Here is a 22,715-nt window from a genome sequence, read left to right as displayed (position 1 = left end):
TCATTATTATGATTAGTTATGGTACTTTCCTACTATATCATCAGGTAATTTTGGAATAGCAGCTAATAATTGTTTTGTATATTCGTGTTGTGGATTATTAAAAATATCCTCAACATTGCCATACTCGACAACATCACCTCTATACATAACAATTACTTTATGCGAGATATGTCTAACTACTGAAAGATCGTGACTGATAAATAGGAATGACGTATTGTATAGCTTTTGAATCTCTAACATTAGATTTAAAATTTGTGCTTGTACAGATACATCTAAAGCACTTACAGGCTCATCAGCCACCACAATAGATGGATTTAAAATTAAACCACGCGCTATAGCAATACGTTGTTTTTGTCCACCTGAGAACATATGTGGGAAGCGCTTTAAGTGCTCAACTTTTAGACCAACTAATTGAATAATCTTCTCAATTGTCGCACGTCGCTCTTCACTTGTTAATTTAGTATTGTAAATTAATGGCTCCTCTAAAATTTTAAATATCGTTTTACGAGGGTTTAAAGATACATGTGGATTTTGAAATACCACTTGAATTTCTTTACGCATTAATTCACGATCAGTTGCTTTAGTAAAGTCAATGGTTTTCCCTTTAAACTTAACCGCACCTGAAGTTGGCTTTTCTATACCAATTAACATTTTTGCTAAAGTTGATTTACCTGAACCAGATTCTCCAACAATAGATACTGTCTCACCCGCGCGTAAACTAAATGATACATCTTTAACAGCGTGTAAGGTTTTACTACTAAATAAGCCTGATCTTACTTTATAGTCTTTTACTAAGTTAACACCCTCTAAAAGCACCTCTGAATCTTTCATTAAGTCATCAATATCAAATTCATATTCTGGGTAGTATTTAGAGAGCTTAACCTGTCTCTTAGTTCCATCAAAGAAAGTGTACTCTTTGGTTTTTACAACTTCTTGCTCTTCCACAACAGCACTATCTTCTGAAGAAATATCCTCTTCTACATTTACAGAAGATTCAACCTCAGTCGCAGTTAAAGGTTCTTCCTCTTTTAGCAACTCTTTGTCGCCATCTTTAGCTGGAAGATCGTCAACAGTATCTTTAGCTTGTACAACTATATTGTTATCAGAAAAATCTGTTTCTTCAGCTTTAACTACAGCTTCTTCCAAGTTATTTTGCTGTTCAGTCTCTAAAGCCTCAGTAGCTACTGCGTTAAAATTATTTACTTTAGGTAAGTCCACTTTATTTAATTCTTCATTTTCTTTTGAAGACACATCAATATCTTCTTCTGTATTTACTGCTGTTAGCTCTTCTGCTTCCTCTTCCTTATTATTTTTACTCTTAACTTGTAAAAGATTAAAAGAGTATTGTTTAGCATACTCTGGAACTATGTCAGCATCAACATCTGTTTTAGCTAAATTAACAATTAAAGGAACATCTTTAGGCAGTAAACAGTTCACTGTTAAAGTATCCTTTTTAACTTCTTTTGTCATAATTAAGATCCTTTAATTCTTATTTGCTAATTTGATTGGTTCTAAATTTTTAGCAAACTGTGGAAGTGAACTGATTAAAGCGCGAGTATATTCTTGCTGAGGGTTTAAGAAGATATCAGATACAGATCCCTCCTCAACAATCTCACCTTGAGACATTACAATAATATGATCTGAAATTTCAGAAATTAGTGCTAAGTTATGACTGATAAAAATCATTGTCATATTATTCTCTTTCTGAATTTTTAATAACAGATCTACTATCTGTTTTTGAATAATCACATCTAAAGCCGTAGTTGGCTCATCTGCAATTAAGATCTTAGGTTTGCTTGAAATAGCTATACCTATCATTATTCTCTGTAACTGCCCACCTGATAATTGATGTGGGTAGTAATCTAGACGAGATCTAGGTTCAGTAATCCCTACTTGCTCAAGCAACTCAACCGCCATCTCTTCATATTCTCTTACAGATTTTTTAGGATGGTGAACTTGTAAAGTTTCAATAATTTGCTTACCAATAGTATAAGTAGGATCTAAAGCATTTAAAGCATCTTGGAAAATATAAGAAATCGTTTTACCCAGGTAATTTCTTTTTTGTTTTTTAGGTAAATTAAAGAAATCTATACCATCTAACTTAATTTCTTCTGCTTCTATGTGAGCACTCTTACCAAGAATGTCCAGAATTGCTAAAGATGTAATTGATTTACCTGAACCTGATTCCCCAACAACTCCTAAAATCTTTCCTTCAGGAGCAACAAATGAAATACCTTTTAAAGTTGGAGGATTGGTTTTCTTACCAAAGGTAACTTTTAAATTTTTAACACTTAAAATATTATTAGTCACTTTTCCTCCTAATTAGACTGTCTTAATTTAGGGTCTAAGGCATCACGTACACCATCACCCATAAAGTTAAAGCCTAAAACGGTTAATAAGATTGCTAACCCTGGAAAAGTTACCGTCCACCATGCTGATAGGAAATAGCGAGTTGACTCTGATAACATAGTTCCCCATTCTGGAGCTGGTGGTTGCGCTCCCATACCTAAGAAACCAAGTGCTGACATGGTTAAAATGGCACTTGAAAAACCTAAGGTCATTTGTACCGCTACCGGTGTTAAAGTGTTAGGTAAAATATTTGCAAACATTAATTTGAAATTACCTGCACCTAATAAGCGAGAAGCAGTTACATAATCTTTTGACTTTTCAATTCTTACACCGATACGCATTAAACGAACATAAGATGGAATTGAAATTACCCCAATTGCTAAGGCTGCATTTTTTAATGAAGGTCCTAGTACAGCAACTACAGCAATAGCTACAAGTAAAGATGGTAAAGACATAATAATATCTACTAAACGTGAAATTACAATATCTAAAACCCCACCATAATATCCGGCAATAGTTCCTAAAAATACGCCAATCATTGAAGAGATTGCTACAATGATTAACCCATTTAGGATAGATACACGAGCTCCATAGATAATTCGAGAAAGAATATCTCTACCAAGGTCATCTGTACCAAGGATAAATTGAGATGATCCACCTTCTAACCACATAGGTGGCTGTAAAGAATTATCTCTAAATTGTTGAATTGGATCATAAGGTGCTATATAAGGTGCAAATATAGCGGCTAAAGTTAAAAGGATAATAAATAATAATCCAATAACCGCACCTTTATTTTGTACAAAAGCTCTGACAAACAAACTAAATGATGACTTGCCATAAACTTCATCTGTATGACTAACAGTTGACATATTATTTTGCTCTTGGATTAACTAAGGTATAAAGAATATCTACAAGGAAATTGATTAAAATCACAAAAATTGCAATGAATAAAATTGCAGACTGAATTACAGGGAAATCTCTAGAGTTAATTGCATCAACTAACCATTTGCCCACACCTGGCCATGCAAAAATAGTTTCTGTTAAAATTGCACCTGACACTAAGCCCCCAACGATAACACCAAGGATAGTTATAATTGGAATTAGAGCATTACGTAACGCATGTCCTACAATAACTCGATAACTTCCAAATCCACGTGCTCTTAAAGATTGAATAAAACCTTCATTTAACACTTCTAACATAGACGAACGAGTCATACGAGCAATAATTGCTGTTGGAATAGTTCCTAAAGCAATGGTTGGTAAAATAATATGGGCAAATGCTGATTTTAACGCACCAACATCTTTAGATAAGATTGCATCAATAATCGAGAAGCCTGTTTTTTGCGGAATAAAATATTCTATACCAATATATCCAGATACAGGTAGCCAGTGTAGGGTAATAGAAAATACCATTACTAAGATTAGCCCCCACCAGAATACTGGCATTGAATAACCAATTAATGAGATAGACATTAATAAATTATCTAACCATTTACCGCGATTCAATGCTGCAATAATCCCAATTGGCATACCCAAACAGCAAGCAAATAAAATTGCCGTAATACTTAATTCTAAAGTTGCTGGGAAACGATCAAAGAATTCTTCCAATACAGGTAAACCTGTATTAAAACTAATACCAAAATTCCCACTAAAGATATTTTTTATATAGATTAAATACTGACTTACTAAAGACTGATCTAATCCTAAAGCAGCTTTCATAGCTGCATATTCCTCTTCAGAAGGAGTTTTATCTCCAAGCATTGCTAATACTGGATCACCAGGTAAAGAATGCACTAGGATAAAGGTTAAAATTGTTATTCCAAAAAAGGTAGGAATCAACATTAACACTTTCTTTAAAATAATTGAAAACATAGTTGTAACTAATTTCTATCTGCAAGTTTTACACCATAAAACTCAACAAAGCCAAACGGTGTATATTTGTAATCTAATACTTCAGGTCTCATAATTGCTAACAGCATTGAGTGACCTATCACAATAAACGGCTGATTTTCAACAAACACTCTTTCAGCTTGAGCGTAAATTTTTGCACGCTCGTCTGTATCTGCTGTAGTGCGAGCTAACTCAACTAAGCGATCAAATTCAGAGTTATTAAAACGAGAGTAATTTGATTTACCAATAGAACCACTTGAAAGTAATGGAGTTAAGAAGTTATCAGAATCACCGTTATCTCCAGACCAACCATAAGTTCCTGTTTCAAAGTTACCTGCTCTTGTCTGTTTAATAAACTCGTTATACTCTGTAGTCTCTAAAGTTGCTTCTACACCAATTTTCTTCCAATCTTGCTGAATTAATTCCGCAGTTCTTCTTGGATTTGGATTTGAAGATCTTGATACTGGCTGTACAAATATTTTGATTGAGAAACCATTTGGGTAACCAGCCTGTGCAAGTAATTTTTTAGCTTCTTCTGGATCATATTTAGCTACTTTTAAGTCAGGATCATAACCCAGCATAGTAGAAGTTAGCACATGCCCATCAACAACCACTTGATCGTTATAAACTAGTTTAGCAATTGCTTCTTTATCTATTGCCATGTCTAAAGCGCGACGTACTCTTACATCTTTTAATACTTCAAGGTCATTATTTAATGCAAGATAAGCCACGTTTAAACCAGTTTGTAGACTAGTCTTTAAGTTATATTTATCTATTACAGTAGCCTGATCAATTGAATTAGGAGCTTCCATGAAATCACACTGACCCGTAATTACTTTTGCTAAACGCGAAGTTGGATCTGGAGTAATACTGTAAATTAAAGTACCAATATCAGCCTGACCTCTAAAATAATTAGGGTTAACTGTATAACGAATTGCGGTATCTTTAATGTAAGTATCTAATTTCCAAGGACCTGTACCAATTGGTTTTTGATCAATTAATTCAGGTTTACCTTCACTTAATAAAAAGTCAGCGTACTCCTTAGAATAAATAGATAACACATCCATTGCTAAGTCAGAGACAAAAGTAACATTAGGCTGATTTAGGTAAACCTTAACCGTATAATCATCCACTTTTTCTAGGTGATTTACTAAACTACTAAATCCCATAATATTCCAATAAGGATAATTCCCACCACCTACTTTGTTGTAAGGATTATCTTTATCTAGCATACGAGAAAAAGTAAAAATAACATCATCAGCGTTAAATTCTCTTGTTGGTGTAAAAATATCATTGTCGTTAAAAGTTACACCTTTACGTAAATGCAATGTTACTTCAAGAGAATCTTCACTAACTTCCCAAGACTCTGCTAATGCTGGAATTAATTTTGTACTCCCACGCTCATTTTCTACTAAACGATTAAAAATTACACGCGATGAGGAGTTATAAGAAGTTCCGTCCGCTACTATAGCTGGACTTAATGCTCTTGGGGATCGCCCAATACAAAATACTAAAGTTTTGTCATTAGTTGCAGTTACTCTTTTATCATCAATATTTTTGCCTGAGTTCATGTAGGCAGCAACCCCACCCACAACTGCGGCTAAACCTGCAAAACTAATTAAGGTTTTCTTTAAGCTCATGATTTTTATTTGTTTGAATTTTTAAAAATAGTTTTAGGTATGTAAAAATTAGTTACACCTCTATATTTTACAAGAAGATCCGTAGATTTAAAAGAAATATCTTTCACCATTTACTTTTGAGAGTATAATATTCGTTAAAATCGCAAACCACAAAGTACTAACTATAAGAATTTACTCTATGAAAATCCAAAAAAATTGGTACTACATCTCTTTTAAAGGTAAAGATGCTAGCAAATTCTTACAAGGTCAAATACCTGTAAACTTAGATACTTTACAAGTCGGAAGTTCTACTTATTCATGTGTTACTTTTCACACTGGTAAAGTAATTGCTACCTTTAGACTTGTTAAAGTAAATGAAAATAGCCTCTTTATGCTTGTTTACGGTAAAACAAATGCAGACCGTTTACTTGCTCATTTTAAAAAATACGCAATCTTTAGTGATGTAGCTATTGAATTAGTTTCTAACTGCGAAATTTATTTAGCTACTCTTTCTGACTATGAGTTAGGATATAAAGAACTAAATGACAATATTGCCCTAGTAAACACTACAGGCAACACTGCATTCTTCATTGCAGAACAAAACACTACTCCTGAAACACTTAGAGAGTTACTTTCTAATAATGAAGTAGAGTTATTATCTGAAGAACAATTTTTTACTCTAACAACTCTAAATGGTTTTGTTTATAACCTAAAAGATGAGTATGTTGATAAATTCTTACCTCAAGCCCTAGGTATAGACCATATAGAAGAAGCTATTAGCTATCGTAAAGGATGCTACCAAGGTCAAGAAGGAATTGCTCGAGCTAAGTTTAGAGGGGTTAACAGCCAAACTCATGTTACTTTTAAAGTTACAAATGAATCTAAGATTGAACTTCAACATATTGAAGTTACTCTAATGGCAAAACTTGATAACGGCTCCTTAAAAAGCTCGGGATATATTTTAGGTATTTACCAACAAGATGAAAATACTTGGTTAGTTGATACTGTTTTAAGCAGTAAACTTTTACCAGAAGAGACAAATTATTGTTTAGAAGTGAATGAGACTAAATCCACATTTGACCTCACTCCAATTAAAATTTATCACTCTTCTGACGTGACACCATAAAAGAAAAAATACAGCAGTGCATAACTGCTGTATTTTTTGCTTATTTTTTCTTTACTAGGTAACAACCATAAATAAAGAATAAAAGAGAAGGTACCAATGCAGAAAGAATTGGTGGCATCCCATAAGTAGTTAATAGCGGTCCAATTGTATTGTTTAAGACGTAAAAAATTAAACCAAGGATCACTGCAAAGAATATTTTTATCATTATTGATATGTTGCGCATATTACCAAAAATACTTGAAGTAGCGACAAACATCATGACAAAAAAGCTTAGTCCAGCAAATATTTTTGACCAGAACAAATATCTATATGAATCAGAGTTTTGATTAGTCTCTGTTAAGAACTTAATATAGCTCCAAAGAGAAGTTAACGTAAAGTTATTTCTATCTTGATTTACAAGAACTAGCTTATCTGGAGTTAAGTTTGAAGACCAATTCAACTCTTGATAAAGCTTAACATTAAAGCTTTGATTAATTGAAAGTTCTTTAACTAATCTATCAATTCCCTCTTGATTTACTACTTCTAAGTTCTTTTTAATGATATTTTCCTTATCACTTTCAAGCTGTGAACCAGTCTCTTGAGTAAAAATAAATTGTTGTACATTAGTTAATGTCCAACTCTTACTTTCAGCATTCCACTGCCCTTTATCACTTAGTAAAACTTGCGATAATGAAAAGTTATTTTCATCATATTTAATTACTAAGATATCTTCTAAATTAGCGTTACTTCCTACTTGTGCATAAACAAATTCTCCATTGGCTTTTGACCAAAGAGTTTGATTACTTGTGTAAAAATTCCCACTATTTATCTTAGAACTTTTCATTGAGTAACCGTAAGCAGCAGCCTGTGGTGCTACCCACTGTTGTACTGCCATATTAAAAAGTGAAAAGGGAATTACAAACCAGAGAAGTCCCCAAAATATTCTTAAACGTGATACACCTAAAGCTTGAATAATAATTAATTCACTATTAGACGCTAGTTGTCCTAAAGCAATCATAGCTCCTAATAAGCCAGCCATAGGGAAAAAAGTGTTAATATCTGGAGTAGCTAATAGGACAGAATATAGTAAAGCATCTGTTAAAGTATAAAGTCCTTTACCTACATTAGAAACCTCTTCGGTTATACGTATTATTAAACTAAAGAGCACTAAACCGATTAAGGTATAAATAACAGTTATGCTAACTTTCTTAACTACATACTTATCTAGCGTACGGAAAAAAAGCATTATCTACTGCCCTCCAAAAAATTTACGTATATAAGCAAATACAACATTCTTTTTGATTGCAGGTCTATCTGTAATTAAAATAAATACTAATATTACATAAAGAATGTTAGTTAAGATAAAAATGTGTAAGGTTGTATCTATCACTTTACCCTTGTTAATAACAGAACTTAAAGAATTAAGAATTAACAGATAAATAAAATAAAGGAAAGTAGATACAATAACATTAGAATACTTACTTTGACGAGGATTAACTTTAGAGAAAACAAAAGCTAATAAAGCAAATAAGTATACTGACAAGGCGTTAATAAATCTTACAGCTATTTCCAAATAAACTCTAAATTTATCACTATCATCATGATCAAGTAACTGAAAAATAGTCTTAAATTTATAAGCTTCTAAATTTGTTTCTTGTTGCACTAAACCAATACGTAAAGTTAATGTTTCAAAATTTATCTTATTTAAGCTATCTAAATTAGCATTTAGGACATTTTTAATATCACTATATTGGTAGTTATTTGCATCAAAGATTAAAATTCCGTTTTCATCTTTTTGTGGAGTTAATAACTCATCTATTTGTTTTTGCTGTTCAGCTGTTAAAGTTACATCGCCTTGATCCTTTATCTCATTTTCTCTTAGAACTTTTTCTCTGGCTATCGCAGGTAAATTACCTGTTAGCGTGTTGTAAAAATTATCAGATAAATTTCTTGAGAAAATAGAACCATTTTCAAGAACAATTAAACGTTGATTATCTTGAACAACCACTTTACCCTGCGAGCTCATGATAAAATTAATTGTTTTATCTTGATTAAAGTCAAATACATAAATACCATTAGCTACGTTACCATCAATTTTATTAACAAATAAAATATAGTTAGTGTTTGGTATTGCGTTAAAACTACCCGGAGTAATTAAAGAAAAAGTCGGATTGGTTCTAAAATATTGCACTTGGTTTCTACTCTCTGTTAACAGAGCGGGTGCAAGAAAAAACGAGTTGAACAAGCAAACTAAGAATACAATGCTCGTAGGTAACATTAAAGTTTTTATTACTCTACCATGTGGAAGTCCACAAGCATACATTACCGTCATTTCTTGGTTGTTATACATACGAATAAAAGTAAATAACACCCCTAAGAAAAATGAAAAAGGTAAAAAGTATTGAAGCATAGTAGGCATATTCAAGAGGATATACTTGAAAACAAAGCCTACTGGAATATTCCCACGACTAACTTGTGTAAATGCTACAATAAGTTGTTGTGCAAAAAATATCGAAAATAAAATTAAAAACGTAATAACGAACGTTTTTAAAATGTTTTTCTTTAAATACTTTAGAATTATCATTCTGTAAAAATAGTAGTTAAAGTTAATAACAAAATCTGGTTATAAGATCATACAATTATACCATTTCTTAAACTTAATCCTCGTTTTCTATTTGAAATAATTTAAACATTTGATAAACTATAGAAAAGCGATCAGTATAAAGATATACAGATTATCTATAACTTTTCAAATTTATTTATGCAAAGGAATAATTATGAGCAAATCTGCTTTGTGCACTAAAGTAGCGGACTTTGTTAAAAGTAATAAACAACTTTTATTAGGCTTTTCGCTTTTTAGTTTAGCTTTCTTTAAGCTATATATAGTCGTTCTTTTCTTACCTATAGTGTATTTCCATTTATTAAATACATTAAACCCGCAATATAATCCTAGCACAAATGAACACCGTGAATATTACTGGTCATTTTTAGTTTTAACTATTATTCAACTTCTACTATTAGTAGTTGGTATTAGTCTAGCAGTATTTTTATTCCACATAGCTGGTTTTTTAGGTTTAGTTGTTGGCTTAATCATTGGATACATTACTAGTTATGTATTTGTCCTACTACACAGCGCTTATTCTTACCTATTTTTAAATGATGTAACTATCGTTCAAGCTGTAACTGAAGGACATAACCTTTACAACAAATTACCAGCTAAACAAAGAAAATCTTTACTAACTTTCTTTAGCTTAAGTCTATTTGTTTTAGGTGGTTTAAGTTTATTTTGCTACAACAGTTTATTTGTTTTCCTTGCAGCATTTTTAGTTTTTGTTTTAACTATAACTACTTCATATTTATCAACTCAAGATACATTTGAAGAAAATGAAGAAGAAAGTGAAAGTGCTTGTCATAAATGTAATCTTAGATCATTTAACTATTCTGATCTACTAGATCCACAAACTTATGTTAAATTCTTCGTTTGGTTAGTAAAAATTATCTTTGACACTATTGCTGGGGTATTCCAAGTTGTTTACGCAGTATTTGCTGACATTCGTCAAGCTTTTTTATATAGTGATGATAGTAGCAATGAAACATCATCAGCAAGTCAAGAGAATGTAACTCCTGAGATTAAACAAGAAGAATCTACTGCAGAAGAAAAAGAAAATTCTCCTGAAGAAGATGCTACAACAGCTCAAGAAGTAACTTCTCAAACTGAAAATAAAGCTGATAATAGCGAACAAGAAGAAAACAAATCAACTGAAGATTCTTCAGAAAAAGAAGATACAGAAAATAATAAAAACTCTGAAGATAAAGTTGATAATTTAGAAAACCCTATTAGACTAGATCTAAATAAAGATGATAATAAGTAACTCCTACTATTATCTTAAATCTTCAAAGTAATTTATTACTAAGAAAGGTGCCTATCGCAGGCACCTTTCTTTTTATTATTGTACTTTTGTAGCTTGTACAAATTTTTCGGTCATCACTTCTAAACGAGTTAATACTGTACCTACTGTTACGCAACTAGCACCACTAAGTATAGCTTTTTTTACATCTTTAAATGTATTTAGTCTTCCCTCTCCCATTACAAAGTAGCCTTTTTCTGCAAAATAACTAATTAAGTCAAAGTCTGCTTCTTCTGGAACAGGACCACCTGTGTAACCTGACAATGTAGTGCCTATAATGTCACACCCTAAACTGTGGCAATAATCTCCGTCTTCTTTACTTGAACAGTCAGCCATAGCTAAACAGCCATAACTATGAATTGCTTTCACTAACTCTTCTCTTGAAACAGGGCGAGTTCTATCTGTTCCATCAAAAGCAATAATATCAGCTCCAGCTTTAGCTAATCTTTCAACATCTTCAAGAAATGGAGTAATACGTACAGGAGAATCATCTAAATCATATTTAACAATACCAATAACGGGTACTTTTAAATGACGTCTACTCTCTAATAAATTATCTACTCCCTCAATACGTATACCAGCAGCACCTCCATTCACAGCTGCTTGAGATAACAGAGAAACTATTTCCGGCTTATCAAGAACACCATTATCAACAGGCTGAACACTTACTACTAAATTTCCTTTTAATTTATTTAAAACTTCTTTCATACACCCCTCGCGAAAATTGTAAATTTACTTTTTCTTATGGTAAAATAATCCTTTGTATGTCCGCTTGCGTAAGATTACTCGCTTATTGCAGGTTAATTTAAATTAATCATCTTAAAGGTATGCTTTTTGATGAAAGGATTATTTACATGAAATACATTTGGATCTTAGGATACGTTCTCTCTGTTCTTTTAGCTAACGTAACTTTAGATAAGTTCATTCCTTTACCTATTTATGGACAATTATCTATTGGTACATTATTCTTTGCTTTTATTTTTACTCTAAGAGATAGAATCCACCACTTTGGTTTAAAATATGTTTTTATTGCTATAGGTTTAGCTTTACTTGTAACTGTTACTTATAGTATTTATGACAATATTGAACCTCGTTTCGTAATTGCTTCATTCTTGTCAATTGCCGCAGGTGAATTAGCGGATACTGTTGTATTCCAAAATCTTAAGAAGAGTAATTGGTTAGTACGTTGCTTTACCTCTAACAGCATTTCAGTGCCATTGGACTCATGCTTATTTACTTTCTTAGCATTTTGGGGCAATCCAGAATTCCCACTATCTTTTATGCTACAAATTATTTACGCTGATATAGTAATTAAATATATCATTGCGGCAGTAGTTGCTTTACCTATTTACTTTATTGGTAAAAGAACATTCTTACTACACCCTTCACAAAAAGAAAGTCAAGAAGTAGTCTAGTTTTTTACCTTTTGAAAAAGACGCACCTAACAGTGCGTCTTTTTCTTGTTTAATTATTGAGCACTATAAACTTTTAGCCCACTAACATAAGTTTCTTTTACGCTAAAGTTATCATCTATAACAATTAGATTTGCAATATAACCAGGCTTAATTGAACCAATTTTATCTTCTAAACCTAACTGTTTAGCGGGGTTTGTCGTTGCGAGACTAAGAATTTTAGCAAAATCAAAATCACTATTAGTTTTTAATCTATTTAACTGTGAATCCATCGTTATTGCAGAACCTGAAAGGGTTCCGTTCTCATCATAGCAACCCTCGTTAATAACTTTAATTCGTTTACTCGCAAAGTCAAATTCGGTAATATCACTTCCTGCAGGCATTAAAGCATCAGTCACTATAAAAATATTATCGCCTTTTACTTTAATTGATAGATTTACTAAAGACCAGTCAACATGCACTCCATCAGTAATAATTCCTGGAGTTATTTTAGGAGATTCATATATTGCCCCAATAACCCCTGGAGTTCTACCATTTTCAATTGAACTCATAGCATTGTATAAGTGAGTAGCACAAGTTACTCCTGCATCAATATATGCTTTTGCTTGTTTATAAGTAGCATTAGTATGACCAAGTGAAACTAAAACCCCAGCATCTAATAATTGTTTTACCTTTTCTAGCTCATTTTCTTCAGGAGCTAAGGTTAACATTTTTATGTAGTTTGCATACTCTAAGTAGAGATTAAGATCTCTATCCTGCATAGGTTTAATGAAATTGATGTTATGCGTTCCCTTTTTAATAGGACTAATGTGAGGTCCTTCAATATGAATACCAGGAATTACATATTTCTCATTAGGATGATCTTGGTGATATTGTGCTATAACTTGTAAAGCTTTTTCTCTAAACTCATATGGACTAGTAATTAAAGTAGGAAGAAAGGTTGTACAACCAAACTTATAATTACAATCGCGCATTACTTCTAATGTCTGCTCACTTAAATTATCTAAAGTCTCATTAAAGTTCGCACCACCACAACCATTTACTTGCAAATCAATATATCCAGGTGCCAAATTTGCACCATTTAAGTCAACGAGTTGGTAGCTACTGTCTATTGTATCTAACTGACTGCTACTAACTATATCTTCAATAATGCCATCTTTTACTAAAACAACTACGTCTTTAATTAGGCTAGGAGAGTAAATATTACCATTTATAAAAGCTAATTTTGTCATAACAACCCTCTTATAAATACTCTGCAAATACAGTTAAATCTTTAGAGAAGTCATATTCTTTTTGAGAATCTATATGCTCTATCTCTCTAAAATATTTAAATGTTTTTAGAGTTAGCTCTTCACTAGCATCTTCGTCGCAAACAATCATTGCATGCTTATGCAGTTGTAAAGCAGTAATTGTCCACATATGAGTAACAGCTCCCTCAACAGCTTGTTTAATTGCATGTGCCTTATTACTTCCAGTCGCGATAATCATAATGCGTTTTGCTTCCAGTAGAGTACCAACACCGACTGTTAGAGCAAATTTTGGCACCTCATCTAAATTATTGAAAAAACGAGAGTTTGCTACACGAGTTTCAGTCGTTAAAGTTTTAACGCGGGTTTTTGAAGATAAAGATGATCCTGGCTCATTGAATGCAATATGCCCATCAGTACCAACCCCACCTAAAAATAAATCAATACCACCGTAAGACTTTATCTTATCCTCAAAAGCTTGGCAAGTAGCTGGAATATCATTTGTCATCCCATCTAAGATATTAATATTTTCAGCAGGTATATCTATATGATTGAATAAATTTTGGTGCATAAAGTATGAGTAACTTTGTGGATGGTCGGGAGGTAAACCTAAATATTCATCCATATTAAAAGTTACAACATTCTTAAAGCTTACCTTTCCTGCTTTAAAATATTCAATTAAGTATTTGTAAGTTTTTAAAGGAGATCCTCCAGTTGGTAATCCTAAAACATAAGGTTTTTCAGCAGTTGGATTTGCTTTATTAATAGAATCGACAATATATTTTGCACTCCATCTTGCAACATCATCTGCTGCTACTAAAGGAATAACTCTCATAAACTTAACCTCTTAATTCATTAAAAATTTAATAACTCACTTATATTATCAATTAAATTAGATTTTACTGCAAAAGTAAAAGTTAAAAATGAGGCAAATGACCACTTTTAAAAAAAACTCTGAACTACATGGTTCAGAGTTTTCTATTAATAATTAAATTCAAGACTACCGATTTCTGATTCAATTGCAAAGCAATAATTAGAAAATTCATCATAGTCTTGGTTATTTATATCTAATAGAATAAAGTAAAGGTTGTGTTCTTTACCTCGTTCTAGTAATTCGGTTAATAATGCGCGAATTTTAAATAATCTATCAGCAGCCCCTTGTGCAGTAGTATAAAAGCTTTGGTAGCTTGCTAAGTCTAATAAACTACGTAATCCGGAAATAACTACACAGGTATTAAGTTCTAACTTTTTATTTACTGTTAGATCGTAAAGTCTATAAAGATAGGCATACATAAATTTAAAGAGTTGATCCTTACTATGTGCACGTAAATCAACATAACTTACTTTTTTGGTGCCTGTAAAAATATTGTAGTTATTATCGTATACCGTGTTCAGTAAACTTTTACTAATTCCTCTAAATTGTTCATTTATACTTGTACACTTTTCGAGATCTCCCATCTCCATATAGTAATTAGACATCCCAAGTGTAATGTAGTTGTTTATAGCTTGCACTGAAGAAACCTTTTCTGTAGCAATGACTTTTTGACGTTCTACATAAGAAAAGCTAGAGGTAAAAGCTATAGAGTTCTTTACTAGATTAACAAAAAACTCCCTTTCTTCTTCAACCTTTAAATCTAAGTTGTTAAGAAAGTATTTAATCGTATAAGCATTTCGCTGATAAGGATGAACTACTGCTTTAGCATCCACTCCTTGCTTGCCTATATCCTTCTCAAAAACTACAGGCTGATTTCCTTCAACTTTTGCTTGGAAATCGTCTCCAGCAAAATCAAGGATTGAAAAGGTTAATTTGCTATTTTCTTTATTAAGCTCTTCAATTATAGCCTTATCAACTACGGTGGATAAATCGTTCTTAATCGCAAGATTTCCTGTGACCTTTAAATTTTGTAAGGCAAGGAATTCGTTTTTAAATCTTGGAGTACGTAATGACATTATATAAATTCAAAAGATAAAATTATTTTTAGAGTTAGTTATTTAATTAAAAGTCCAAAGTTGTTGAATTTAAGTTATTAAATTTAACAATCTTTAACTTTTGTAATTTTTCAATTAAAGAAGTATCTTGTAATAAGTAACTATCTTTTAATTTATAGCTAGTAATGAGCTCATAAGCTTTACTATCTGTTTGCTCTTTACTTAAAGCTGTAGCTACTTCTTGTAGATTTAAATAGTAATGTAAATTGCTATTACTAATTAACTGACTTAATTGCTCTTGTTCAAAAGGAAAATTATTATAAACCAGATAATCAACTCTAGGTAAAAGTTTAATAGATGCTAAAGTATGACTAATTGAACCTAGCTTACCATTTGTTACTAAAACAACTTCGCTTTCAACTTTCTTTTCTTGACAAATTTGAAGGTATAAATCAAGTAGATCTAAATTATTTAGTAAATCATTTACAGGTGACAGAACACCACCCGCAAACTCAACTAACAAGTAATCTAACTTAGTATAACTATCAGATATCAAGTTAGTTAAATTATTTTGTGCGTAAAGCTTAGTTAAATAATTTTTAAAATCTTCAACTAATTTTTCAACTTTTACATATTGTCCTTCATTTGCCGAAGCTAAGTGAGGGGAAGAATGGAGTTGAAAAATGTAAGAGCATATCATCGAATTACCTAAATAGTTATTGAAACTTTTAAGGTTATCACGAGACAGACAATATTCAGTCGCAATTCTCTTTTGCTCTTCTAAATCAATAGAAGTATGTTCACTTCCAGTTTGAATTGGTTTATAAGAAGCTACTTTATAGTTCTTATAACAAAGCTGCCCAAGTATTGAACCACTCAGATAAGTTTTACCAACTTCAGTATCAATACCACAGACAAAAATTACTTTCATAAAACTACCTTCTTAGTTTTTTACACAAATAAAAATTAAAGGTCTGTAAGTAAGAGGATAGTGCTTACCTACTTTAAACTGTTCAAATCCTTTATAAAAATCCAATAATTTAGTTTTAGTCCAGTGTGCTGAAGTCTTAAGATTATTTACTCCGGTTAATTTTAAATGACTAAATAAGTCTTTTAAAACTTCAAAATAAAGTTTACTTTGAAATTCTTGTGCAACTAAAACTTTAAATCCTGCATTATCTAAAAACTTTAACCACTCCTCCTTACTATAGTAAGTTAAGGAGTTTTCAGTTAAACTCTTTAGTTCGATAAAATTGTCTTTTGCAAAAGTAGAAAAAGCAAGAACTCCATTTTCTTGTATAAGGTTATCAAAGATATCCTTTAATAGCCCTTGGGGATTTTCTACCCATTGCAAAGTTGCATTACTTAAAATCAGATCGTACTTTGTCTTGTGGGTTTCTTTACACCATAAGACTAGGTCTGCTTTAATTTTTTGTAAATCACCTACAAACTGATGATTTAATAATGCTTCTTTTACTTCTTGTTTTAGCTCTACTAAATCAACAAGAGTTAAATCTATTTTGGAAGTTAAGCTTTTACTATACTGTAAAGATAAATTTGCGCCAGCTCCTGCACCAAGATCACAAACTTTCAATTTTCTTTCTTGGATAAATAAATTTAGCAATTGGCATATCTTCTCGCCCATTCTCTTTTGCACTATAGCATTTGTAGCATAAGTATCTTGAGCTTGGGTAAAGTTAAAAGCAATCTTATCCTTGTTTATCATTATTATATACAAAATTAGGGGCAAAGAAAATTACTTCTTTGCCGTCCTTATAAATCAGTACTATTTAACTCTGTATCTATCACAAAGTCTTGCAATAGCATTAACTGCTTCTTCTAACTGCTTAACATCAGGTAAGAAAACAATTCTAAAGTGGTCTTTATCTTTCCAGTTAAAGCCCTGACCATGCACAACTAATACATGTTCCTCTGATAACAGTTTTTGAGCAAAGTCTAAGTCATCTTTAAAAGTAAACTTACTTAAGTCTATTTTAACAAAGGCATAAAGAGCACCTTCAACATTTTCACAAGATAAACCATCAATCTGGTTAATGCGATCAACTAAAAGAGTTCTTTGCTCATATAATCTACCACCTGGAGAAGTAAGATCATAAATTGAAGTATCATCAGTTAAACATTCTTTAATAATAGCTTGGAAAGGAGATACCGAACATAAACGCATGCTTGTAAGTTTATCTAAACCACTTACAAATCCTTTAGCTTGTTCAAATGGACCTGATAAGAACATCCAACCTAAACGATAGCCACAAAGTCTGTTAGCTTTTGAAGCACCATTAAATGTAATAACTAAAGCTTGATCACTTAATGAAGCTACTGGTACATGCTGCGCTTTATCATAAAGAATACGATCGTAGATTTCATCTGAAAGGATCATAATCTCATGTTTTACAGCTAATGCAACCACTTCTTCTAAAACTTGGCGACTATAAACCTGTCCTGTCGGGTTATTAGGATTGATTAAAACGATTGCCTTAGTATTCTCATTAATTTTAGCTTCGATATCTTTAATATCTGGTTGCCATTTATTATTTGGATCACAACGATAGTATACCGCTTTCCCACCTGCTAAATTAACTGCAGCAGACCATAACGGATAATCTGGAGTTGGTACTAGAATTTCGCTACCTGCATCACATAAAGCATTAGTTACTAGTAAAATTAATTCTGAAACACCATTACCTACATAAACTCGGTTAATATCATTGATATCAGTTCCAATCCCTAGCTTATGATTATATTCAAGAATCGCTTTACGTGCTTCTACGTGTCCTTTAGAATCACAGTATCCGTGATGCTTAAATAAGCACTCTTGCAGAGTTTTATTAAAAACTTCCGGAACCTCAAAACCAAATACTGCAGGATTCCCAATATTTAATTTTAAAATGCGATTACCTAAACTTTCTAAGCGATTTGCTTCAATAAGAAGAGGTCCGCGGATCTCATAACTTACGCCATCTAAGTGAGCTGCTGGTTGTTTAAATTTATCCCACATGGCTACATCCTTAACTTATTAATGATCCTAATATTATATTAGATTTCATTACAAAGTTAGATAAAAACTAAAGTATTTTTTGTATTTCCTGTCAGAGATCACACATATTTAACTAAATTTATCTCTAATAGCTTTTTCTTTAGTCAAGATTTGACAAAACAAGCTTTTACTTACTCTTACTTTCGCAAGTTATCTTATACTTTTCATAAAAACTATTCTTATCTACTTGAATTAAATATTGTCTCTATTGGTAACTTTTATAAGAAAACTTTCAGATTTGGGTGTTAAATTCTTATTTCTGTTATAATCTCTTTGTTCACATATTAAAAACGTTAAAGAATGTGATAAAAAGTTGAGGTACTCATGTTTACAATTAAACAAATTGAAGACGATGAGATTAGTAGCAGTAACTTAACTGATTGGCAAGTACTTAATACAGACTTTATCTCTAATTTTTTAGCTAAAGACTTAGAAAATGTAGATACATCAATTTATCATTTACGTAACAAAGATTTAGCTAAAGTCACAGAAATGAGTTCTGAAGTCTGTTCTAAAGTTATAGTACAAAGATACCATGATCTAGTTAATTGGGAAGAAAGCTTTAAGGCTATGGTTGATTTCACACATAACCGAACATCCCAGACAATAGATCAGATTCTAGTCTTAGAACACCAACCTGTTTTTACGCAAGGAATCAATGGTAATGCTAGTCACATATTAAACAATAGGTTTAATATTCCAGTTATGCAAGCTGATAGAGGTGGGCAAGTGACTTATCACGGTCCACGTCAACTAATCGTCTATTTGCTAATTGATTTTGAACGTAAAAAAAAGCAACTCGCTGATTTTGATATTAAATTCTATGCGAGAAATATTGTAACCGCTATGGAGCAAGCTGTGGTTAATATCCTAACCCACTTAGGAATAAAAAACGCCCATGCTAAACCTGATGCTCCAGGTATTTACATAGATGAAAAAAAAGTTTCCTCACTAGGGATAAAAATTACTCGTCAAGGGACCTACCACGGTATTGCTATTAATTTAGATATGGATTTACTGCCTTTTAATAGCATAAATCCATGTGGTTATGCTGGTCTTGAAATGTGCAATCTTGTTGACTTTCTTGATCCAAAAGTTTTAAATGATAAAGCTCTATTTACTCAAGATTCATTAAACGAAGATTATTACACTAGTATACAAAAATTAGTTTCAGAGTATTTTGTTTCATATATTGCCAACTGTTTTGCTTACAGTCATATCTATGAACTAGCTCTTTAAAGATTTAAAAGGTATAAATAATTATGGGTAAAGAGTTTAAAATGGAACGTGGGGTTCAGTACCGTGATGCTGCCAAAACCTCAATTATTCCAGTTAAAAATATTGATCCAAATCAAGAGTTCTTAAAAAAACCAGATTGGTTAAAAATTAAAATTCCTGCTGATAACTCTCGTATTAGAGAAATTAAAGGTGCTTTAAGGAAAAACTCTCTGCACTCTGTTTGTGAAGAAGCTTCGTGTCCAAATCTCCATGAATGCTTTAGTCATGGTACGGCTACTTTTATGATCTTAGGAGCTATTTGTACACGTCGTTGTCCTTTCTGTGATGTTGCGCATGGTAAGCCATTACCTCCGGATCCAGAAGAACCTATCAAATTAGCGCAAACAGTACAAGATATGCGTTTAAAATATGTGGTTATTACTTCTGTAGACCGTGATGATTTACGTGATGGTGGTGCTAACCACTATGCTCAAGTAGTTACCGAAGTTAGACGTCTAAATCCAAATATTAAAGTTGAAACTTTAGTACCTGATTTTAGAGGTCACATTGATAGAGCATTAGATGCTCTTTCTGTAGCTCCACCTGATGTTTTCAACCACAATCTAGAGAATGTTCCACGTTTATATAGAGATATTAGACCTGGGGCAAATTATGAAAAATCTTTAGAGCTACTGCGTAAATTTAAAGAACGTTTCCCTCATATCCCTACAAAATCTGGGTTAATGGTTGGACTTGGTGAAACTAATGAAGAATTATTCCAAGTAATGCGTGACTTACGTGCAAATGGTGTAACCATGCTTACCATTGGACAATACTTACAACCTTCAAGATACCATTATCCTGTTCAGAGATATGTACCACCTTCAGAGTTTGAAGAGATTAGAAAATACGCTCTAGAACTAGGCTTTGAACATGCTGCAGTTGGAGCATTTGTTCGTTCATCTTATCATGCTGACTTACAAGCAAAAGAGATAGTTAACAATGAACTTAATGACCATACAGCACCTATTCTTAATGCTAAAATAACTGAACTATAGGATCGTCAAAAGACGATCCTTTTATTCTTACTATTATGATCAAACTACCTCCACTCAGTTTATATATCCACATCCCGTGGTGTGTACAAAAATGCCCATACTGTGATTTTAATAGCCATGGTATTAAGACTAAAAATATTGATGCTGATGGTTATTCTCCTGATCAAGAATTAATTCCAGCCGATGAGTATGTTACTTGCCTTATTGAAGATCTTAAAGCTGATCTAAAATTTAGCCAAGGAAGAAAAATATCTTCAATCTTTATTGGTGGAGGAACTCCTTCAATTTTACAACCCAAAAATATAAAAGACATAATCGAAGGAGTAAAAGCTCTTATACCTTTAATGCCAAATTGTGAAATTACTTTAGAGGCAAATCCTGGTACTGTGGATCAAGAAAAATTTAAAGGTTTTCTTGATGCTGGCGTTAACCGCTTATCTATTGGTATCCAAAGCTTCAATGAACAGCACTTACAAACTCTGGGTAGAATTCATAGTAATACTCAAGCGCAAAAAGCCGTTGAGGCTGCATTTTCTGCAGGCTTTAAAAAAGTTAATGTTGACTTAATGTTTGGTTTACCCAATCAAACCATCTCGCAGGCATTAGATGATTTAAAACAAGCTATTGCTTTAAAGCCAACGCACCTATCTTGGTACCAACTGACAATTGAACCTCATACTATGTTCTACTCACGTCCGCCTAAGTTACCTGATAGTGATTATATTTGGGATATTGAAGTAGAGGGGAAAGCTTTCCTTAAAGAACATGGATATAACCAATATGAAGTTAGTGCCTATTCTTTAGGAGAAGTTAATCAATGTGAGCATAACTTGCACTATTGGCAATTCCATGATTATCTAGGAATTGGTTGTGGAGCTGCAGGAAAAATAACCAACCTCAACGGTATCATTCGCACAATGAAAACCAAACATCCAGCAGGTTATTTAAAAGGTAACTATATTTCTTCAGTAACTAAGGTAGAAAAAGAACACTATTTATTTGAATACTTTCTTAACCGCTTTAGATTATTTACCCCAGTAAATAAACAAGACTTTGTTGATTTTACTGGTTTAGATGTGCAAACTGCTGAATTAGCTTTGGCTAAGCACATAAAGAATGGAAACATCATTAGCACAGAAAACACCTGGGAGTTAACGGCTACTGGTCATAACTTCCTGAACTCTATCTTAGAAGATTTAATTCCTGAAAATTAACATACAGGTAATGGCTTTTTGGTTTATAATAATTTACAGTTAAACTTTGCAAAGCAATTACAATGAAAACTCAAAATCAACTAAAAGAAGAAGTAGCAAGAAAAGCTTTACAATACGTAAAACCAAATCAGGTATTAGGGGTAGGTTCAGGTTCAACTGTTAATATCTTTATTAACTTATTGCATGAATTACCTTTTAAAGTTGAAGCCGCAGTGGCTGCTTCTAAAGAAAGTGAGCGTACTCTTCGTAGTGTTGGTATTAAAGTACTTGACGCGAATGAAGTTGAATCTTTAGATGTTTATATTGACGGAGCTGATGAAGTTACTTCTGAAGGCTTTATGACTAAAGGTGGTGGCGCTGCTTTAACGAGAGAAAAAATTGTTGCAAGTATAAGTAAATCTTTTATTTGTATCGTTGACAAATCTAAAAAAGTTGAAAATTTAGGAACAACGTTTGCTTTACCTGTAGAAGTTATTCCTATGGCAAGAGAAGCTGTTAGTCGTGCATTAAAAAAATTAGGTGGAAATCCTGTTTTTCGTGAAAATTGCATTACCGATAACGGCAATATAATCTTAGATGTAAGAGATTTCATTATTAAAGATCCTATTGCAATGGAACAAACTATCAATAATATTCCAGGCGTAGTTTCTAATGGAATCTTTGCTCAAAACAAAGCAACTTTAACTTTAGTTGCTGAATAAAAAAAGAGCT

Annotated in this window: 21 protein-coding genes; 7 read left to right on the top strand and 14 right to left on the bottom strand. The window is 32.3% G+C overall.

What is annotated here, in order from left to right; all coding sequences use genetic code 11:
• Positions 1-12: 12 nt before the first annotated feature.
• Genes CKF54_RS01675 through CKF54_RS01655 form a run of 5 tightly spaced genes read right to left on the bottom strand, consistent with a single transcriptional unit; the run spans position 13 to position 5,879 of the window.
• Complete coding sequence (locus CKF54_RS01675; protein ID WP_119524547.1) at positions 13-1,470, bottom strand: ATP-binding cassette domain-containing protein; 1,458 nt, start codon at positions 1,468-1,470, stop codon at positions 13-15.
• A gap of 12 nt (positions 1,471-1,482) precedes the next feature.
• Positions 1,483-2,310: an ABC transporter ATP-binding protein gene (locus CKF54_RS01670; protein WP_119524546.1), complete on the bottom strand. Its 828-nt coding sequence runs from the start codon at positions 2,308-2,310 to the stop codon at positions 1,483-1,485.
• 8 nt (positions 2,311-2,318) lie between these two features.
• Positions 2,319-3,218, bottom strand: a complete 900-nt coding sequence (locus tag CKF54_RS01665; protein WP_119524545.1) for an ABC transporter permease subunit — start codon at positions 3,216-3,218, stop codon at positions 2,319-2,321.
• A 1-nt stretch (position 3,219) separates the two neighbouring features.
• Positions 3,220-4,221: an ABC transporter permease gene (locus CKF54_RS01660; protein WP_119524544.1), complete on the bottom strand. Its 1,002-nt coding sequence runs from the start codon at positions 4,219-4,221 to the stop codon at positions 3,220-3,222.
• 8 nt (positions 4,222-4,229) lie between these two features.
• The gene (locus CKF54_RS01655; RefSeq protein WP_262407790.1) at positions 4,230-5,879 is read right to left on the bottom strand and encodes an ABC transporter substrate-binding protein; all 1,650 of its coding nucleotides are present in this window, start codon (positions 5,877-5,879) and stop codon (positions 4,230-4,232) included.
• A 178-nt stretch (positions 5,880-6,057) separates the two neighbouring features.
• Between CKF54_RS01655 and CKF54_RS01650 the strand changes: the two genes are divergently transcribed.
• Positions 6,058-6,984, top strand: coding sequence for a hypothetical protein (locus CKF54_RS01650; RefSeq protein ID WP_119524543.1), 927 nt, complete (start codon positions 6,058-6,060; stop codon positions 6,982-6,984).
• A gap of 40 nt (positions 6,985-7,024) precedes the next feature.
• Here CKF54_RS01650 and CKF54_RS01645 read toward each other — a convergent pair whose 3' ends face one another.
• Both CKF54_RS01645 and CKF54_RS01640 read right to left on the bottom strand, forming a co-directional pair.
• Positions 7,025-8,209, bottom strand: a complete 1,185-nt coding sequence (locus CKF54_RS01645; protein WP_119524542.1) for an LptF/LptG family permease — start codon at positions 8,207-8,209, stop codon at positions 7,025-7,027.
• A 3-nt stretch (positions 8,210-8,212) separates the two neighbouring features.
• Positions 8,213-9,547 (bottom strand): LptF/LptG family permease, encoded by a 1,335-nt coding sequence (locus tag CKF54_RS01640; protein ID WP_119524541.1) that lies wholly within the window; start codon positions 9,545-9,547, stop codon positions 8,213-8,215.
• 193 nt (positions 9,548-9,740) lie between these two features.
• Between CKF54_RS01640 and CKF54_RS01635 the strand changes: the two genes are divergently transcribed.
• A complete protein-coding gene (locus tag CKF54_RS01635) occupies positions 9,741-10,835 on the top strand; it encodes a hypothetical protein (protein ID WP_119524540.1) in 1,095 nt (364 codons plus the stop codon).
• Between the two features lie 75 nt (positions 10,836-10,910).
• Here the strand turns inward: CKF54_RS01635 and CKF54_RS01630 are convergent, their stop codons facing one another.
• Positions 10,911-11,579: an N-acetylmannosamine-6-phosphate 2-epimerase gene (locus tag CKF54_RS01630; protein ID WP_119524539.1), complete on the bottom strand. Its 669-nt coding sequence runs from the start codon at positions 11,577-11,579 to the stop codon at positions 10,911-10,913.
• A gap of 146 nt (positions 11,580-11,725) precedes the next feature.
• Between CKF54_RS01630 and CKF54_RS01625 the strand changes: the two genes are divergently transcribed.
• The gene (locus tag CKF54_RS01625) at positions 11,726-12,286 is read left to right on the top strand and encodes a VUT family protein (protein ID WP_119524538.1); all 561 of its coding nucleotides are present in this window, start codon (positions 11,726-11,728) and stop codon (positions 12,284-12,286) included.
• A 53-nt stretch (positions 12,287-12,339) separates the two neighbouring features.
• On the opposite strand, the gene nagA is transcribed toward CKF54_RS01625, so the two are convergent.
• The 6 genes from nagA to CKF54_RS01595 form a co-directional block, all read right to left on the bottom strand.
• Positions 12,340-13,515 (bottom strand): N-acetylglucosamine-6-phosphate deacetylase, encoded by a 1,176-nt coding sequence (gene nagA / locus CKF54_RS01620; RefSeq protein ID WP_119524537.1) that lies wholly within the window; start codon positions 13,513-13,515, stop codon positions 12,340-12,342.
• 10 nt (positions 13,516-13,525) lie between these two features.
• Positions 13,526-14,365: a glucosamine-6-phosphate deaminase gene (gene nagB / locus CKF54_RS01615; RefSeq protein ID WP_119524536.1), complete on the bottom strand. Its 840-nt coding sequence runs from the start codon at positions 14,363-14,365 to the stop codon at positions 13,526-13,528.
• Positions 14,366-14,511: 146 nt separating this feature from the next.
• Entirely contained in the window at positions 14,512-15,480 is a 969-nt protein-coding gene (locus CKF54_RS01610) for a hypothetical protein (RefSeq protein ID WP_119524535.1), read from the bottom strand.
• 46 nt (positions 15,481-15,526) lie between these two features.
• Complete coding sequence (bioD, locus tag CKF54_RS01605) at positions 15,527-16,390, bottom strand: dethiobiotin synthase (protein WP_119524534.1); 864 nt, start codon at positions 16,388-16,390, stop codon at positions 15,527-15,529.
• 12 nt (positions 16,391-16,402) lie between these two features.
• A complete protein-coding gene (locus tag CKF54_RS01600) occupies positions 16,403-17,185 on the bottom strand; it encodes a methyltransferase domain-containing protein (RefSeq protein ID WP_119524533.1) in 783 nt (260 codons plus the stop codon).
• A gap of 60 nt (positions 17,186-17,245) precedes the next feature.
• Positions 17,246-18,475 (bottom strand): aminotransferase class I/II-fold pyridoxal phosphate-dependent enzyme, encoded by a 1,230-nt coding sequence (locus CKF54_RS01595; protein WP_119524532.1) that lies wholly within the window; start codon positions 18,473-18,475, stop codon positions 17,246-17,248.
• 363 nt (positions 18,476-18,838) lie between these two features.
• On the opposite strand from CKF54_RS01595, the gene lipB reads away from it, so the two are divergent.
• From lipB to rpiA, 4 genes are all read left to right on the top strand, one after another.
• Complete coding sequence (lipB, locus tag CKF54_RS01590) at positions 18,839-19,753, top strand: lipoyl(octanoyl) transferase LipB (protein ID WP_222987470.1); 915 nt, start codon at positions 18,839-18,841, stop codon at positions 19,751-19,753.
• Positions 19,754-19,776: 23 nt separating this feature from the next.
• Entirely contained in the window at positions 19,777-20,790 is a 1,014-nt protein-coding gene (lipA, locus tag CKF54_RS01585) for a lipoyl synthase (RefSeq protein WP_119524531.1), read from the top strand.
• A gap of 35 nt (positions 20,791-20,825) precedes the next feature.
• The gene (hemW, locus tag CKF54_RS01580) at positions 20,826-22,004 is read left to right on the top strand and encodes a radical SAM family heme chaperone HemW (RefSeq protein WP_119524530.1); all 1,179 of its coding nucleotides are present in this window, start codon (positions 20,826-20,828) and stop codon (positions 22,002-22,004) included.
• A 62-nt stretch (positions 22,005-22,066) separates the two neighbouring features.
• The gene (gene rpiA / locus CKF54_RS01575) at positions 22,067-22,705 is read left to right on the top strand and encodes a ribose-5-phosphate isomerase RpiA (RefSeq protein ID WP_119524529.1); all 639 of its coding nucleotides are present in this window, start codon (positions 22,067-22,069) and stop codon (positions 22,703-22,705) included.
• Positions 22,706-22,715 lie beyond the last annotated feature (10 nt).

It is taken from the genome of Psittacicella hinzii (assembly GCF_003585885.1).
Classification (GTDB): Bacteria; Pseudomonadota; Gammaproteobacteria; order Enterobacterales; family Psittacicellaceae; genus Psittacicella.
Note: the sequence above shows the minus strand (reverse complement) of the source record. Positions and strands in the feature narration are given on the sequence as shown.

Excerpts from the sequence above, each read along its gene's own strand:
- CKF54_RS01675 (WP_119524547.1), bottom strand. The coding sequence starts at position 1,470 with ATGACAAAAGAAGTTAAAAAGGATACTTTAACAGTGAACTGTTTACTG.
- CKF54_RS01665 (WP_119524545.1), bottom strand. The coding sequence starts at position 3,218 with ATGTCAACTGTTAGTCATACAGATGAAGTTTATGGCAAGTCATCATTT.
- CKF54_RS01660 (WP_119524544.1), bottom strand. The coding sequence starts at position 4,221 with ATGTTTTCAATTATTTTAAAGAAAGTGTTAATGTTGATTCCTACCTTT.
- CKF54_RS01655 (WP_262407790.1), bottom strand. The coding sequence starts at position 5,879 with ATGAGCTTAAAGAAAACCTTAATTAGTTTTGCAGGTTTAGCCGCAGTT.
- CKF54_RS01650 (WP_119524543.1), top strand. The coding sequence starts at position 6,058 with ATGAAAATCCAAAAAAATTGGTACTACATCTCTTTTAAAGGTAAAGAT.
- CKF54_RS01645 (WP_119524542.1), bottom strand. The coding sequence starts at position 8,209 with ATGCTTTTTTTCCGTACGCTAGATAAGTATGTAGTTAAGAAAGTTAGC.
- CKF54_RS01640 (WP_119524541.1), bottom strand. The coding sequence starts at position 9,547 with ATGATAATTCTAAAGTATTTAAAGAAAAACATTTTAAAAACGTTCGTT.
- CKF54_RS01635 (WP_119524540.1), top strand. The coding sequence starts at position 9,741 with ATGAGCAAATCTGCTTTGTGCACTAAAGTAGCGGACTTTGTTAAAAGT.
- CKF54_RS01630 (WP_119524539.1), bottom strand. The coding sequence starts at position 11,579 with ATGAAAGAAGTTTTAAATAAATTAAAAGGAAATTTAGTAGTAAGTGTT.
- CKF54_RS01625 (WP_119524538.1), top strand. The coding sequence starts at position 11,726 with ATGAAATACATTTGGATCTTAGGATACGTTCTCTCTGTTCTTTTAGCT.
- nagA (WP_119524537.1), bottom strand. The coding sequence starts at position 13,515 with ATGACAAAATTAGCTTTTATAAATGGTAATATTTACTCTCCTAGCCTA.
- nagB (WP_119524536.1), bottom strand. The coding sequence starts at position 14,365 with ATGAGAGTTATTCCTTTAGTAGCAGCAGATGATGTTGCAAGATGGAGT.
- CKF54_RS01610 (WP_119524535.1), bottom strand. The coding sequence starts at position 15,480 with ATGTCATTACGTACTCCAAGATTTAAAAACGAATTCCTTGCCTTACAA.
- bioD (WP_119524534.1), bottom strand. The coding sequence starts at position 16,390 with ATGAAAGTAATTTTTGTCTGTGGTATTGATACTGAAGTTGGTAAAACT.
- CKF54_RS01600 (WP_119524533.1), bottom strand. The coding sequence starts at position 17,185 with ATGATAAACAAGGATAAGATTGCTTTTAACTTTACCCAAGCTCAAGAT.
- CKF54_RS01595 (WP_119524532.1), bottom strand. The coding sequence starts at position 18,475 with ATGTGGGATAAATTTAAACAACCAGCAGCTCACTTAGATGGCGTAAGT.
- lipB (WP_222987470.1), top strand. The coding sequence starts at position 18,839 with ATGTTTACAATTAAACAAATTGAAGACGATGAGATTAGTAGCAGTAAC.
- lipA (WP_119524531.1), top strand. The coding sequence starts at position 19,777 with ATGGGTAAAGAGTTTAAAATGGAACGTGGGGTTCAGTACCGTGATGCT.
- hemW (WP_119524530.1), top strand. The coding sequence starts at position 20,826 with ATGATCAAACTACCTCCACTCAGTTTATATATCCACATCCCGTGGTGT.
- rpiA (WP_119524529.1), top strand. The coding sequence starts at position 22,067 with ATGAAAACTCAAAATCAACTAAAAGAAGAAGTAGCAAGAAAAGCTTTA.